This is a genomic window from Chitinophaga oryzae (genome assembly GCF_012516375.2).
GTDB classification, from domain to species: domain Bacteria; phylum Bacteroidota; class Bacteroidia; order Chitinophagales; family Chitinophagaceae; genus Chitinophaga; species Chitinophaga oryzae.
Genome location: NZ_CP051204.2, coordinates 6,889,565 through 6,904,020, shown reverse-complemented (window position 1 = coordinate 6,904,020; position 14,456 = coordinate 6,889,565). Strand labels below are relative to the sequence as shown.

12 protein-coding genes are annotated in these 14,456 nt (G+C 51.3%); 6 read left to right on the top strand and 6 right to left on the bottom strand.

All coding sequences use genetic code 11. The annotated features are described in order from the left end of the window. Nucleotides 1-72: 72 nt before the first annotated feature. Nucleotides 73-1,209: a hypothetical protein gene (locus HF324_RS27080; protein WP_168806188.1), complete on the top strand. Its 1,137-nt coding sequence runs from the start codon at nucleotides 73-75 to the stop codon at nucleotides 1,207-1,209. Between the two features lie 120 nt (nucleotides 1,210-1,329). Here HF324_RS27080 and HF324_RS27075 read toward each other — a convergent pair whose 3' ends face one another. Together HF324_RS27075 and HF324_RS27070 are read right to left on the bottom strand one after the other, a co-directional pair. Continuing rightward, a complete protein-coding gene (locus tag HF324_RS27075) occupies nucleotides 1,330-2,211 on the bottom strand; it encodes an SMP-30/gluconolactonase/LRE family protein (RefSeq protein ID WP_168861307.1) in 882 nt (293 codons plus the stop codon). Nucleotides 2,212-2,272: 61 nt separating this feature from the next. Next, nucleotides 2,273-3,139 carry a helix-turn-helix transcriptional regulator gene (locus tag HF324_RS27070; protein WP_168806184.1) on the bottom strand — a complete coding sequence of 289 codons (867 nt, stop codon included), beginning with the start codon at nucleotides 3,137-3,139 and terminating at the stop codon, nucleotides 2,273-2,275. 111 nt (nucleotides 3,140-3,250) lie between these two features. Between HF324_RS27070 and HF324_RS27065 the strand changes: the two genes are divergently transcribed. From HF324_RS27065 to HF324_RS27055, 3 genes are all read left to right on the top strand, one after another. After that, nucleotides 3,251-3,661, top strand: coding sequence for a hypothetical protein (locus HF324_RS27065; protein WP_143312752.1), 411 nt, complete (start codon nucleotides 3,251-3,253; stop codon nucleotides 3,659-3,661). 175 nt (nucleotides 3,662-3,836) lie between these two features. After that, complete coding sequence (locus HF324_RS27060; RefSeq protein ID WP_168861306.1) at nucleotides 3,837-6,368, top strand: phosphocholine-specific phospholipase C; 2,532 nt, start codon at nucleotides 3,837-3,839, stop codon at nucleotides 6,366-6,368. A 302-nt stretch (nucleotides 6,369-6,670) separates the two neighbouring features. After that, nucleotides 6,671-8,242 (top strand): L,D-transpeptidase family protein, encoded by a 1,572-nt coding sequence (locus HF324_RS27055; protein WP_168861305.1) that lies wholly within the window; start codon nucleotides 6,671-6,673, stop codon nucleotides 8,240-8,242. Here the strand turns inward: HF324_RS27055 and HF324_RS27050 are convergent. Then, nucleotides 8,239-9,000, bottom strand: coding sequence for a murein L,D-transpeptidase catalytic domain family protein (locus HF324_RS27050; protein WP_246269301.1), 762 nt, complete (start codon nucleotides 8,998-9,000; stop codon nucleotides 8,239-8,241). The genes HF324_RS27055 and HF324_RS27050 overlap by 4 nt on opposite strands. Nucleotides 9,001-9,251: 251 nt before the next feature. Between HF324_RS27050 and HF324_RS27045 the strand changes: the two genes are divergently transcribed. After that, complete coding sequence (locus HF324_RS27045) at nucleotides 9,252-10,967, top strand: DUF885 family protein (RefSeq protein ID WP_168861304.1); 1,716 nt, start codon at nucleotides 9,252-9,254, stop codon at nucleotides 10,965-10,967. 28 nt (nucleotides 10,968-10,995) lie between these two features. Then, nucleotides 10,996-11,772, top strand: coding sequence for a DNA-formamidopyrimidine glycosylase family protein (locus HF324_RS27040; RefSeq protein WP_168861303.1), 777 nt, complete (start codon nucleotides 10,996-10,998; stop codon nucleotides 11,770-11,772). Between the two features lie 21 nt (nucleotides 11,773-11,793). Here the strand turns inward: HF324_RS27040 and HF324_RS27035 are convergent, their stop codons facing one another. Genes HF324_RS27035 through HF324_RS27025 form a run of 3 tightly spaced genes read right to left on the bottom strand, consistent with a single transcriptional unit; the run spans nucleotide 11,794 to nucleotide 14,298 of the window. Next, nucleotides 11,794-12,537 carry a DUF72 domain-containing protein gene (locus HF324_RS27035; RefSeq protein WP_168861302.1) on the bottom strand — a complete coding sequence of 248 codons (744 nt, stop codon included), beginning with the start codon at nucleotides 12,535-12,537 and terminating at the stop codon, nucleotides 11,794-11,796. Between the two features lie 37 nt (nucleotides 12,538-12,574). Further along, nucleotides 12,575-13,387 carry an SDR family NAD(P)-dependent oxidoreductase gene (locus tag HF324_RS27030; protein WP_168806172.1) on the bottom strand — a complete coding sequence of 271 codons (813 nt, stop codon included), beginning with the start codon at nucleotides 13,385-13,387 and terminating at the stop codon, nucleotides 12,575-12,577. Between the two features lie 17 nt (nucleotides 13,388-13,404). Next, nucleotides 13,405-14,298: a phytanoyl-CoA dioxygenase family protein gene (locus HF324_RS27025; RefSeq protein ID WP_168806170.1), complete on the bottom strand. Its 894-nt coding sequence runs from the start codon at nucleotides 14,296-14,298 to the stop codon at nucleotides 13,405-13,407. Nucleotides 14,299-14,456 lie beyond the last annotated feature (158 nt).

Genomic DNA, 14,456 nt, shown 5'->3' with positions numbered 1-14,456 from the left:
TTTATTTGCAGCTGCATAGGGGTAGTTGTTCATTGACGTGTCGTTAATCAGTACGCATTAATACACACAGATATGAAAATAACTACCTTGACCAGAATGACCGTTTTATCCCTACTGACCGTTAGCAGCTTTACCATAAATGTATCGGGGCAGTCCAATGCCAGGCCGGCCCATGTGGGGATTGTTTATCCACTTAGTACCAATGGCACACAGGCCGCCAGCTATGTCAATCATTTTTCACTGCACGTTATCGCGGGCCTCTCTAAAGGGGAGACCGGCGCAGCGATCGCAGGTGTTTCCAATATCATCAAGGAAAGCAACAGCGGCGCCGCCATCGCCGGTTTCTCCAATCACATCGGCAATCTTACAAGAGGTACCAGTATTTCAGGGTTTATGAACATCGTGCGGCAAGACGCGCATGGGGCCATGGTGACGGGCTTCATGAACCATGCCGGCAAACTGCAGGGATATCAATTGGCCGGCTTTGCCAATATCGCACAGAAAAGCGACGGCAACAGCGGACAGATATCCGGTTTCATGAATCTTACCGACAGCGTGAGCGTGGCTGTTACGGGCTTTTTAAACAGCCACCGCTCCGCAAAGGTACAAATAGCCGGCTTTTTGAACCAGACCAAAGACGCACATATGCAGATCGCCGGTTTCATGAACGTGGCTAAAAAAGTGAAAGGCGTGCAGATAGCTGGTTTCCTGAACATCGCCGACAGCAGCGACTATTCCATTGCGCTGATCAACATCGTGAAGAACGGAGAAAAACAAATCAGCCTGAGCGTGGATGAAATGTCAAACACTATTCTCTCTTTCAAATCCGGTGGCCGCGTATTATACGGCATAGTGGGCATAGGCTACAATTTCAAAGGCGACAGCGCTACCCGCTATGTGTTTCACGGCGGTATAGGTGCACACCTGTTTATCAATTCCCACTTCCGGATCAATATGGAAGCTACTCATACCGCCAACACCGACTTTCACAGCGTGGTGTTCAATAAAAGCTCCTTTGGCGCTTTCCCGGCGTACCGGTTTGGCAATAACATAGAAGTGTTTGCAGGTCCTACCTTTAACTGGGTAAATACCAAAGGAGGCGTGGGTGAAGATCTGGCGCCCTATTATATCTGGTCGAAACATCGCAGGAACGATAAGTTTGACGGAGCTTACATCGGTGGCACTGTGGGTGTGCAGGTACGCTTATAGTCACGCCAAGCCGCAGAGCAGCAAAGCCGCAAAGAATAAAGTATAAGCGGACAGAGAAAGCAAAGGAGCGAAGATTGAATGATCTCCGCTCCTTTGCTTTCTTATTTAGTCTTAAAAATCTTAGCGCTCTTTGCTGCTCTGCGGCTTTGCGAGCAACAGCACATTGCCTTCCATCATGGCCGGAGTAACTACATCTCCCTGTTTGTTGAGCGTAAAATCTGCCGGGCCGGAGATAGGCTCTTTATTCACGGTAGTGGTTTTACCAGTTTTGAGATCTACTTCCAACACTACGCCTTTCTTTTCGAATGCCACCCAGTCGGATATCAGCAGCGTATTGTGTTTGGAGAGTGCGATGCCGTCGTAATAGCCGGTACGTTCCGTGAGGCGGACGAATTTCCTGTTTTTCTGCGCCAGGTCCACATATCCGATTTCACCATTGGGGGTGCCGTTGGCGCCGAAGCCGCATACGTACAGGCGTTGCCGTTTGTTGTCGTAGATCACGCCATTGGCGCCTTTTACCGGGTTGTCGAATACCAGTTCCTCGTACCGGGGCTGTGCGCCCAGGTGCACGATGTATACTTTGTTGATGTCTGTGGCGGAGACAAACACGGTGGAATCGTTCATCGGTGCGATGTCATTGAGCAGCACACTGCCGGTGGCCGCCATGTCGAGGGTAAACACCTGTTTGCCGGTAGAGAGATCGAAGCCTTTTATTTTATCCACATCCGGGGTGTACAGGATGTTATGCAACACCCAGGTGCCTTTGGGAGAATCCAGGCCGCTGGCGAATACGGTCACATCGCCGTTACTGTTCATTTTATAGAGTATGCCGTCGCCGTCTTTTTTGGTGGGATCGCCGCCGGTATCGGAGATATAATAGTCACTACCGTGAATGCATACACTTTCCGGCGCTTTCATGGCCGTGCGGTTGAGTTGTTGCATCTGGCCAAAGCCTGTACCGGCAGCGGTCAGCAGGGGAATCAGTAAATAAATCGTTTTCATGATTTTAATCGTTTAGGGCAAAGATAGTGGCGGCGGGGAGCAGTGGAATAACAGAAAGCGTTCAGAAAATAGCAATTTTAGCCCGTTGCGCATTTTTAGGCGTATCGCCGTAGCGGCTTTTATATTGTTTAATGAAGTAGGAAGTGCTTTCAAAACCGCAATCATCGGCCACTTCATTGACATTTTTGGGTGTGTTGCGCAACAGGTAATCGGCATGTTTCAGGCGTTCGTCGTTGATCCACTTTTTAGGCGGCGCGTTGTATATTTTGGCGAATTCCCTTTTGAAGGCAGAGAGGCTTAGTCCGCATAGGGCCGCATATTCCTGCAGGGACAAAGGTTTCAGCAGATGCTCCCGGATGGTAAGGGTGAGATTCTCTGTGCTGGTGTCAAACATATGATGCAGGAAAGCCAGCACCTGTGCGCGATGCGGGCCGGAGAGCAGCAGCAGGAACACTTCCTGTATTTTCAATTCCAGCAGTTTGCAGGTGTTGTCGCCGGAGCGCTGCATGTAATCGATGATGCTGTTACGGACATTGATGAGCTGTTCTGAGCAGGGCAACACCATGGGGATATTTGTACGCGCTTTTTTGATGTCCTCCATTTCTTCCAGGAAGGAGCGCAGGATATGATCATCCACGCAGAGCATCAGTCCCTGAAAGGCGCCGTCTTGCTCCGGCAGCAGCGCCGACATAAAGTAAGTGCCTCTTTTCAGCAATACGAGATCACCGGCTGCCGCCACTATTTCCTCATCAGGAAGATGGATGTATTTGCTGCCGGAAATAATGAATACAAGGGTGTTTTCAGTGAGGAATCCTTCAGCTTTCGCCTGGTGCTCCACCAGCTTAAACCATGCCAGTGCGGATTTGCCGGCGCGGTTGACATGCATGCCGGGATAACTGCCGAATTCCTGCGGTAAGCGATATAACATAACACGCAGATTAGTAAGATAAATGTTTTTACAAATATCAGGATTTCTTCATTTGTGGAATGTAATATTTATGGCATTGTATTTGGTTAATCCATACCAAACACCTTGTATATGAAAACATGGCTATACTTACCACTTCTGTTGCTGGCTGTAGTATTTTCCAGCTGTACCAAAAACTATAATGAGGTTATTCCCAACAAGACAATTTTTTATGACGTGTCTACCACGACATGGAAGTTGGACAACCAGGGCGTTTATTACGTACAATTCGATGTGCCGGAACTGGACCAGAACTCCAGCCAGCTGGATGGCGTGGTGGTTTCCGTTGCCCGTCAGCAAAACGGCGGATACAACCTCTTTGAGTTGTTGCCCGAAGTATTCAACAATGAATACTATAATGTGATACACCAGGCAGGGACGCTGCTGGTGGAACTGCGCGGGCCTAACGGTACGCAGGCACAGAAGCCGACGGTGAACATGCGTTTTAAAATTGTGATCATCCCGGCCAACAACGCTTCCTAAGCTCCTTTAAGTTTGATATAAACAGAAAAGCCTTCGCAGCAATGCGAGGGCTTTTTTGTTGTCTTTATATGACCATTCTTACCAGTTAATTGTGCCATAACATACTTTTTGTTATTTTAAGCCGCTTAAAGCATATCCTGTTGGGTGCTTACAGCTGAACAATAAAAAGTAATTCATGAACACCAGAAGAGATTTTATCAAGAAAGCAGCCCTGCTGTCTGGTGCCGCCGGCGTAGCCGGGTCCCTGCCGGGATCCATCCAGCGTGCATTGGCCATCGACCCTCGTCCCGGTACCACTTACTACGATGCAGAGCATATCGTGATCCTGATGCAGGAAAACAGGTCATTTGATCACTGCTACGGCACCCTCAGAGGTGTAAGAGGATACAACGACCCCCGCGCCATCCGTCTCCCCAATAACAACCTGGTGTGGCTGCAGACCAATGATAAGAACGAAACGTACGCCCCTTTCCGGCTGAACATCCGGGATACCAAAGCTACCTGGATGAGCAGCCTGCCTCACTCCTGGAGCAACCAGGTAGACGCCCGCAACAACGGCCGCTATGATAAATGGTTACAGGTAAAACAGTCCGGTAACAAAGACTGGGCGCCGATGCCGCTCACCCTGGGTTATTACAACCGGGTGGACATTCCTTTTTATTACGCTATGGCAGATGCCTTTACGGTATGCGACCAGAACTTCTGTTCCTCGCTGACCGGTACTACGCCCAACCGGCTGTACCTGTGGACAGGCACCCTGCGGGACGAGCAGAAAGCCAGCGCCAAAGCCAATGTATGGAATGAAGATGTGGACTACGGCGCAGAAGCCCACTGGACTTCCTTTCCGGAGAGGCTGGAAGATAACGGCATCAGCTGGAAGATATACCAGAACGAAATCAGTGCCGCCGGTCTCGAAGGAGAGAAAGACGGTATGCTGGCCAACTTCACGGACAATCCCATCGAATGGTTCGCTGCTTTCAACGTGCGGTTTGCTGCGGGGCATATCCAATACCTGCAACGCCGCATCGGGCAGCTGCCCGATGAAATAGCAAAGCTGGCTGCCGCTATCCCCGCTGCTGAGGGGGACCAAGCGAAACAGATGCAGCAACAGCTGGAAAAGAAAAAGCAGGAACTGGAAAAAGTGAAAAAAGATGCGGAGACCTTTACCGCAGCCAATTTCGCGAAACTGCCGCAGCGCGCCCAAAACCTGCATAATAAAGCCTTCACCACCAACATCGGAGATCCCGACTACCACGAGCTGGAAACATTGCGTTATAAAGACGGCGATGTGGAAAGGACAGTACAGGTGCCTAAAGGCGATATCCTGCACCAGTTCCGCACTGATGTGAATAACGGTCAGCTGCCGACCGTTTCCTGGCTGGTGGCTCCCGGCGAGTTCTCCGACCATCCCGGCTCTCCCTGGTATGGCGCCTGGTATGTGTCTGAGGTACTGGATATCCTCACGCAAAAAGAGGAGGTCTGGAAGAAAACTATTTTTATTCTCTGTTACGACGAGAACGATGGTTACTTCGACCACGTGCCTCCATTCGTAGCACCTTTCAGGCCTGGTACCGGCCTCGTCTCCAAAGGTATAGACACCGCGGTGGAATATGTTACCAAAGAACAGGAGCAAGCCAAAGGACACGTTGGTAAAGGCTCGGTACGGGAGAGCCCTATCGGCCTGGGGTACCGGGTCCCCCTGGTGATCGCTTCACCATGGAGCCGTGGCGGATATGTGAATTCACAGGTGTTTGACCATACCTCCATTCTTCAGTTTATGGAAGACTTCCTGCAACATAAGACCGGTAAAGCCATCAAGGAAACGAATATCTCGGCCTGGCGCCGTACGGTATGCGGCGACCTCACGTCGGTGTTCCGTCCTTTTAACGGTGAAAAAGTAAAAGTGCCTTTCCAGGAGAGGAATGAGTTCATCGAAAGTGTGTATAACGCCCGTTTCAAAAAGCTGCCGGATGAATTTAAAAAACTCACCGCCGCCGAGATTGAAAAGATCAATACCAATCCGGCTAACGCCGAATGGATGCCGCGGCAGGAAGCAGGCACCCGTGTGGCCTGCGCATTGCCTTACCAATTGTACGTAAACGGTAAACTGGGCGCCGATAAAAAATCATTCGAAATCAGTTTTAGCGCATCCAACGAGGTGTTTGGCAGGAAAGCTGCCGGTTCGCCGTTCAACGTATATGCTCCCGGTAAATACCTGCAGGCGGACAGCCGTGACATGGAATCGGTGCGGACATGGTCTTACGCCGTTACCGCCGGTGACCAGCTGAAAGACGCATGGCCTTTGTCTTCCTTCGGGGACGGACAATACCGGCTGCGCACCTACGGCCCTAACGGTTTTTACCGTGAATTTGCCGGCAACGCGCAAGATCCGCGGGTGGATATCACCTGCGAATACCAGCGCGCCCTGCGTAACCGCAAACAGCTGACCGGCAACACCGATCTGCATATCGCCAACCGCAGCGGCAAAGCCATCACCGTAGTAGTGACAGACAACGCCTATGGCAAAGCTGCCGTACGGAAAACCATCGCCGCCAACACACAAGCCGCCATTATTATCGATAACAGCCGAAGCCACCGCTGGTACGACCTCACTGTAAAAGTGGAAGGATACGACCAGTTTGAACAGCGTTTTGCCGGAAGAGTGGAGACGGGGGCCGAGAGCGTCAGCGATCCGGCCATGGCTTAGCTTCCCGCGGAGTTCTCGCGGAGTTCACGCAAAGCACGCAAAGGAGCAAAGAGCGCAAAGATCATATAAGCGAGCAGAGAAAGCAAAGGAGCGGAGATCAAATTTGATCTCCGCTCCTTTGCTTTCTTATTTAAACTTAAAAAAATCTTTGCGCTCTTTGCTCCTTTGCGTGCTTTGCGTGAACTCCGCGGGAACTCCGCGGGGAATTCCACGGTTTGTTTCCCTGCAGCCACAACCGCAGCCCGGTTTTCGCCGGCGGAGGCCCTTTTTCTTTCTGGTGTTTATTTTGATGAAGAAAAGGCATGAGATACCTTTTCCTGTTCACCCTGCTGGCATATCTCGTTTCAGGCTGCCATTCCCCTTCGGCGCCCGGGGATGCCGAAGTCGTGACCGCTGACGTGCTCACTCCGCGCAATACTGCGATTACCCACGAAAACGCTTACAACGACCTTTTCCTGGACACGACCGCCCTTGAAGGTTTTATTGCCAAACGGCAGTTGAATGATACCGTGGCCAACCGGTTACGCAGCTTTTACAATGCGCGCAACTATGAGTTTGCCTGGATCGACAGCCGGGGACTGACAGAAGAGGCGGCCGCTTTCCGCAGCCTGTTCAACCAAAGCCCGGACACCAGCGGCGACAAGCCGCTGAACAATAAGCTGGACCGGCTCCTGGAAGAAGATAGTCTGCAGGTGAAAGCCACCGATCGGGATATGGTGCAGACAGAGCTGATGCTCACCTGGAGGCTGGTGCGTTATTTCCGGCAGAACGGCGGCACGGTGGAGCAGATGGAGCATATGGTGCCCATGCAGAAAGAAGATATCATGGAAATGGCCGATTCCATGCTGCATACCAGTGAAAAACAATATCCGGCTATTGCCGGGCTGAAGCCCGCTCTGCGGCAATACCGCGATATCGTCAAAAAAGGAGGATGGCAGCCGGTGGATTCCCTGGCGGGGAAGTTAAAAAAAGGGCAGTCATCTCCCGTGATCACCGGTATCAAACAAAGGCTGATGACAACAGGAGAGCTGAAGGAGAAAGACAGCAGCGACGTTTTTACAGATGAGCTGGAAGCCGCCGTCAATCGTTTTCGCAACGGTCATGGGTATACGGAAAACGGCATTATCAACGATACGGTCATCAAAGCGATGAACGTACCGGCGGAGGAGCGGTTGAAGCAGCTGCTGATTAATATGCAGAGGATGAAGTGGTTGCCCGCCACGCCCAGGGGCAAGCTGATCGTGGTGAATATTCCTGCATTTATGCTGCATGTGACCAACAACGGCCAGAAAGTTTTTGACATTCCCATTGTAGTGGGGAAAGAGGGGCACAGCACCACCATGTTTTCAGGAAAACTGAACCAGGTGGTTTTCAGTCCTTACTGGAACATACCGCGCAGTATAGTGCGGAAGGAGATACTGCCTGCGATGGCGCGTAACAGTGGGTACCTGGCGCGTAAGAACATGGAAATCACCGGGCATGCCAACGGTTTGCCGGTGGTACGGCAACGGCCCGGTGTGCGTAATGCGCTGGGACGCGTGAAGTTTCTGTTTCCCAACAGCTTCAACATCTATTTTCACGATACGCCCGAAAAAGGGCTGTTTAACCGTGATAACCGTGCTTACAGCCATGGTTGTATACGGCTGAAAGACCCGGTGGCGATGGCGAAGTTTGTGCTGGAAGATGCGCCTGAATGGACCAGTGAAAAAATAGATGCCGCCATGAACGGCGGCAAACAGAAATATGTGGCCGTGAAACATCCGGTGCCGGTGATTATCACTTACTTCACCGCCTGGGCGGACGAAGACGGGACTTTACACATGGTACCGGACGTGTACGGGCATGATGCGGTGATGAAGCAAAAAATGTTTTAGCTGTTCACACTGTCTTTTACCAGCATCCTGGAATGCATGGAGTAGTATTTGTCCGGGCTGTAGAGAAACAGGCAGGTGCCGTTGGCAATGCGCTGTATGATTTTGCGGTGAACGCCTTCCGGAATAGCCGGGCAACCGAGGCTGCGGCCGATATATCCCTGGCTTTTGATCAACGCTTCGTTGACATAGGCGGCGCTGTGCATCACAATACCGCGGCTGAGCGCATTGTCGTTGATGCCCGCTTCTTCACCTTCCAGCCGGAGAGAATAACCATGCTCGCCGTTATAGGTGTCGCCGGTTACATAAAAGCCAAGACTGCTCTTATAGCTGTTCATTTTGTTGGAAAAAGTGCTGGCCAGCAGGGTGCCGGAATTCCGGCCATGGGATACCAGTGTGTTGAACAACAGCAGCTTGTTTTTGATGTCGATCACAAAAAGCCGCTTCTTGCTGGAAGGCAGCGAAAAATCGACGATCGAGAGGATGTCCGGGTTCTTAAGCCGGCCCTTGTCTTCCAGTTGATTGTATCCATGTAAAGCGCTTTCAAAGGCATCCCGGGACAAACCGGTCGTATCCAGCCGCATGCTGTCATACAAACTCTCTTCCTGCAGTGAGTCGTTCACTGCCGGTATAAGGATGCTGCGATGCGCATGGGCAGGATTTTTTTCAGCTGAGGTGAGGGTGGTAATCAGGAATACAAAAAAACCGATGGTTGCAATAAAAATTAACGGTTTAATAAACTTCTTCACTTTCAATGTCACGCCGTAAAATATTTATCAAGGTTAGAGAATGATGATTTATTCCATATCGTACGAAAATAACGATTATCGCCCGGAAATCGTATGTCAAAAAAGGCCCTTCCAGCTCGCTTACGGCTATTTTAACAATATGTTGACATACATAAAAAATGTTGATATGCACCAATTTTGGTGAAAAAGGGGACAATATCAGCATAGGATGCCATGGACGGATGATTATCTTTAATGCCTGATCTAAAACAGCCTTTTGTGTTATGATAAAAAGATACCTGGCCCTTATTCCCCTGTTGTTCTTGTTTGCCCGTACAAATGCCGGCACAGGAGAGCCCGTGAAGGAATTAATCCAACAAATGGCAGCCGATGTAGAAGACCTGCAGAGGGTCTACATTTTCCGGTACAGCCCGGAATATTTCGGGCGTATGCGTACCTGTTACCAGCAAACGCTGACGTCACTGCAATCCATTCCTTTTGCCGGCCTGCCGGTGGGCGAACAGGTAGATTACATTCTGCTGAAGCGGAAAGTGAACGAGGAACTGCATGAGATCGACGAAAATGAGGCCTTGTATAAACTGTTGACGCCTGCCGTGATTCCTTTTGCCCAATCGCTGATGACCATGCAGGTAAAGCGCCGCCGCGGCGATAACCCGGACGTGCCGAAAATAGCGGCAGACCTTGCTACGGTACAGCAACAGATCATCACTGCCCAGGCAGCCCTGAAGAAACAAAACCGCCTGACGCCCGCGCAGGCCCGTGACGCCGCCGTTATCGTGAACGACCTGCGCAACGGCCTTAAAAACGTATATACGTTCTATTATGGCTACGAACCGGCCTTCACCAGGCAGATAAAACAGCCCTACCAGCAAACAGACAGCCTGCTGGGCCTCTATGCCCGCTTCCTGGGCCAGGAGCTGGCCGACAAGAGCGATAAGTCACTCGATGCTTCCGGCATCAAAGGAACACCGATCGGCAGGGAAGCGCTCATTTCACAACTGCAGTATGAAATGATTCCTTACACCCCGGAAGAACTGGTAGAAATGGCCAATAAAGAGTTTGCCTGGTGCGATGCGGAAATGCTGAAAGCATCCGCCGCGCTCGGTTTTGGCAAAAACTGGAAGAAAGCAATGGAGAAAGTGAAGGAAAATCACGTAGCGCCTGGCCGGCAACCGGAGATGATCCACCGGCTCGCCGATGAAGCCATTAAATTCCTGGAAGACAGCAACCTGGTAACTGTACCGGCGCTGGCTAAAGAAGTTTGGCGCATGTCCATGCTATCCAAAGAGCAACAGCGTTTTGCTCCTTTTTTTCTGGGAGGAGAATCCATCCTGGTAGCTTATCCCACCGAAGATATGGACGAAGCCACCAGGGAAATGAGCCTGCGAAGCAATAACTACGCTTTCTCCCATGCGACCGTTTTTCATGAACTGATCCCTGGCCACAACCTGCAGGGCTTTATGAACAAACGCAACAAACCCTACCGCCGGATGTTCAGCACGCCTTTCTCCGCGGAGGGATGGGCGTTATACTGGGAGATGCTGTTGTGGAACAAGAACTTCCACAGCACGCCTGAACAAAAGGTAGGCGCGCTGTTCTGGCGCATGCACCGCTGCGCCCGCATCATCTTCTCCCTGAATTATCATCTGGGCAAATGGACGCCACAGCAATGTATAGACTTCCTCGTTGACCGGGTGGGGCACGAGCGCTTCAGCGCCTCTTCAGAAGTACGCCGCTCTTTTGAAGGGAACTACGGCCCTCTGTACCAGATCGCTTATATGATGGGCGGCCTGCAGCTGCGTGCGCTGCATCATGAGCTGATCGACAGCGGCAAGATGAGCGAAAAACAGTTCCACGACGCCTTTCTGCAGGAGAACGCCATTCCCATCGAGATGTTCCGCGCCATCATCACCAACCAGTCACTGACGCCGGAGTTTAAAACCCAATGGCGATTTGCGGACCAATTGTTGCAACAATAGGAATCGTTATTTTTATAAAAAAAATGCCATGCCTGAATTACCTGACCTGAACGTGTTCAGCCACAACCTGGAGAAAACACTGTTGCACAAGCAGCTGGAGGCCATCGATGTGTTGGTGAAAAAGAAACTGCGTACCCCGGAAAAGGAGCTGAAAGCGGCGCTGGAAGGGCAACGCCTGGAATCCATCCACCGCGTGGGCAAGGAACTGCATTTTGAGTTTAAAAATGGCCATGTGCTGGGGATGCACCTGATGCTGCATGGCAAGCTATATTTGTTTGAAGATACCAACGAGCAGAAACATACTATCTGTACATTGTTGTTCAAAGGAGGTAAAGGCCTGGCGCTGACGGACTATCAGGGCCAGGCAAACGTCTTCCTGGACCCTGAGCCGAAAGAAGCGCCGGACGCCCTTTCCGGTGAGCTGACGCCGGCATGGCTGGAGACGGCGCTGGCCAAAAAAAGAACGGCCATCAAAAAGTACCTCACAGATCAGCACAATATTCTTGGCATCGGTAATGCCTATGCGGATGATATCCTGTGGGAAGCACGTATTTCCCCCTTTTCTGTCTGCAATAAAATTCCTTCAGCAGCCATTAAAGCGCTGCACAAAGCCATCCATAAAGTACTGACCACTGCAGAAAAAAACATCCGCAAACATCATCCTGATATTATCAACGGCGAAGTGCGCGATTATATGCTGGTGCATAGCCATAAGCTGACTGAAAGCCCCGGCGGCGCTGCTATTCAGCATGTTTCGTCCGGTGGGAAAACCTATTATACTGCGGAGCAGGTGGAGTATAAGTGATTTGGATATTTGGTTATCAGGTTATTGGTGCAGGAGGATTTTTAGCTCGTCAGCATTTTTCAGGGCGTATCCATGGCCGTCGTTGTTGAAGAACGCCCAAACGGCGTGTTTGTCTGCATGCCATTTTTTTATTTTAGCGGCATAGGCTTTCATCGTTTTGTGGTCATAGGCGGTATCATAGTGGCCATTGGGCCCGTGAAAACGGATGTAGATATGTTTCGCTGTTACCCTTTCGGCAAACGGCCATCGCCCGCCTGAATCGGCGATCACCCAGGCAATGTTGTACTGTTCCAGCAGCTGAAAGGCTTCTTCCTGCAACCAGCTGTCATGCCTGGCTTCCAGGGCAAATTCATAATCCCGGTAATTCTTTTTCAGTACCTCAAAAAATGCGTGTATCCGTTCGGGTTGGAATACCAGCGAGGGAGGCAACTGGATCAATACAGGTCCCAGGCTGGCCCTGACGGGATCGAATATACTGAAATAACGTTCCAATGGTTCTGCCGGCTCCAGTAGCCGTTTTACATGGGTGATATACCGGCTGAGTTTCGGACAGAACCAGAAACGTTTTGGTACCTTTTTTACCCAGTTTTCCACAGTGCCAGGCTTAGGCAGGTGATAGAAGCTGGTATTGATCTCCGTGGTTTTGTAGGATTGCGCATAAAACGGCAGATATTCCACTGGCTTCAGTTCCGGAGGATAAAAAATCTCTCTCCAGTGTTTATAACTCCAGCCGGAAGTACCGATGTAAATACCTTTTTTTGCCATAGGTAACCAGTTGCAAAAGCCGTTCCGCCGTCACAGATCAGCCCGGCGTGATGATCACTGCCGGTGTTTCTTCCCTTTGTTCGTAGATGTTGGCAGCTATTTTCTCGACCAATGGCTTGGGGAAGAATTTAGGCAGGAATGCATTCAGTTTATTGACAAACCCCGGCACAATTTCCGCCTTTCCTTTAAACAGGCCGTTGACGGCTATTTTAGCAACTTTTTCCGGCGTCATGTTAAACCGGTCCGCCAGTTTACGGGTACTGCCACCCATGCGGGCGCGGTTCACAAAGTCGGTGTCTGTGCTGCCGGGGCTGAGCGCGCTGACGGAGATGGGGGAGTGCCGCAGTTCGTAGCGCAGGCCCCGGGTAAACGACAATGCGAATGCTTTGGTAGCTGCATAGATATTGAGATAGGGGACAGTCTGATAGGCCGTGGTGCTGGCAAGGTTGAGCAGCCAGGATTTTGGAAACCGGCGCAGTACCGGGATATAGGCGTATGATAGTCCCACCTGTGCTTTTACATTTACATCGATGATGTTGAACTGTTCTTCGAGGGTGAGGTTTTCAAAGGCGCCATTGATGCCGTAGCCGGCGTTGTTGACTACCACGCTGAGCTGGTCGTGCCAGCGGCTGCTCCAGGCGGTTACCTTCGATAATGCGTCCGGCTGCGACAGGTCCTGATGAAGCGTGTGTACATGGACGTGATAAAGCCCCACTAATGCTGCCGCAGTTTCCTGCAGGGAAACATCATCGAGGTCTACCAGTAGCAGGTGATAGTTTCTTTGTGCCAGTTCGGCTGCGATGGCTTTGCCAATACCCTTGGCAGCGCCGGTTACCAATGCGTAAGACATACGTGTAGTATTTTATGTTAGATGGCTGTACTGTTGACTTCCGCCAGTTTGCCTTCAGCGGTTTTGGCAGCTGCCCACTGCGGTTTGCCACCGTAGAGATGCTGTTTCAGTTGTGCCAGTTTATGATAAAACGGGGTGGGGGATTGAGCGTGTTTGGGCTGATAGGCGCCGGTAACCACCGGTATATACATCACCCTGCGGCGGCTTTTTACGCCGGTAAAAGGGGACTGTTGCACCCGGTGCCACAGGCGTCCGTCATGCACGGTAAGGTCGCCGGCTTCAATGTCGAAGCCTGTTTCCTGTTTGTCCGGCGTGTGATCGATAAAGTATTTTTTGCGGAACAGCAACCGGAAGAGGCCTTGCCGGTGTGTGCCGGTGAGTACGCGCAGGCCGCCGTTTTCCAGCGGGCAATCGTCGAGGTGGATGCCCACATTAAGCATTGGCAGGATGCGCGTGCCCAGGAAGAGGTCCCGCGGACTGTCGGTATGCCATCCCAGTTGCCGGAACTGGCTGCTGTCGGTATTGACGTAATGGTTGATCACAAGGCCGTCTTTTTCATTTTCGCCGATGCGGCCGTCGTAGGGCGCCAGCAGGTTGGTCAGCGCCAGCAGGCGCTCGTCTTTCAGCAGTTCCCGCAGCGCGTTGCTGTAGTGGGAGGCAAATGCGATGCGCTGTATCAGCGGCGCACCGTCGATGTCGGTCCCGAATTTTAACGGGATACCGTTTACTTTCTGTACCTGGTTGCGCAGGAGGAAATCCTGTACCTGAGCCACTTCACTCAGAATATTTGACAGGGATTCCCTGTCGAGGAAGTTTTTGAACTGTATGATACCATGTTGCTGAAAATAGGTCAGTTGCGGCGCAGTGACAGTTTTCCCCAGATGAAATACGGGTTGGTTGTTCGTTTTCATGACGAGCAGTTTTTTTGGTAGCAGTAAAAATGATGGTTGGATATGAAGCTGTATGTGCGGAAGTTGGTGGGGAAGACCGCAGCAGGGGGGATCAGGATTAACAACAACAGGAGCAGGCCGCTGGTTGACCGGCAGATAAAAGCCTTTGCAGGCGCAGG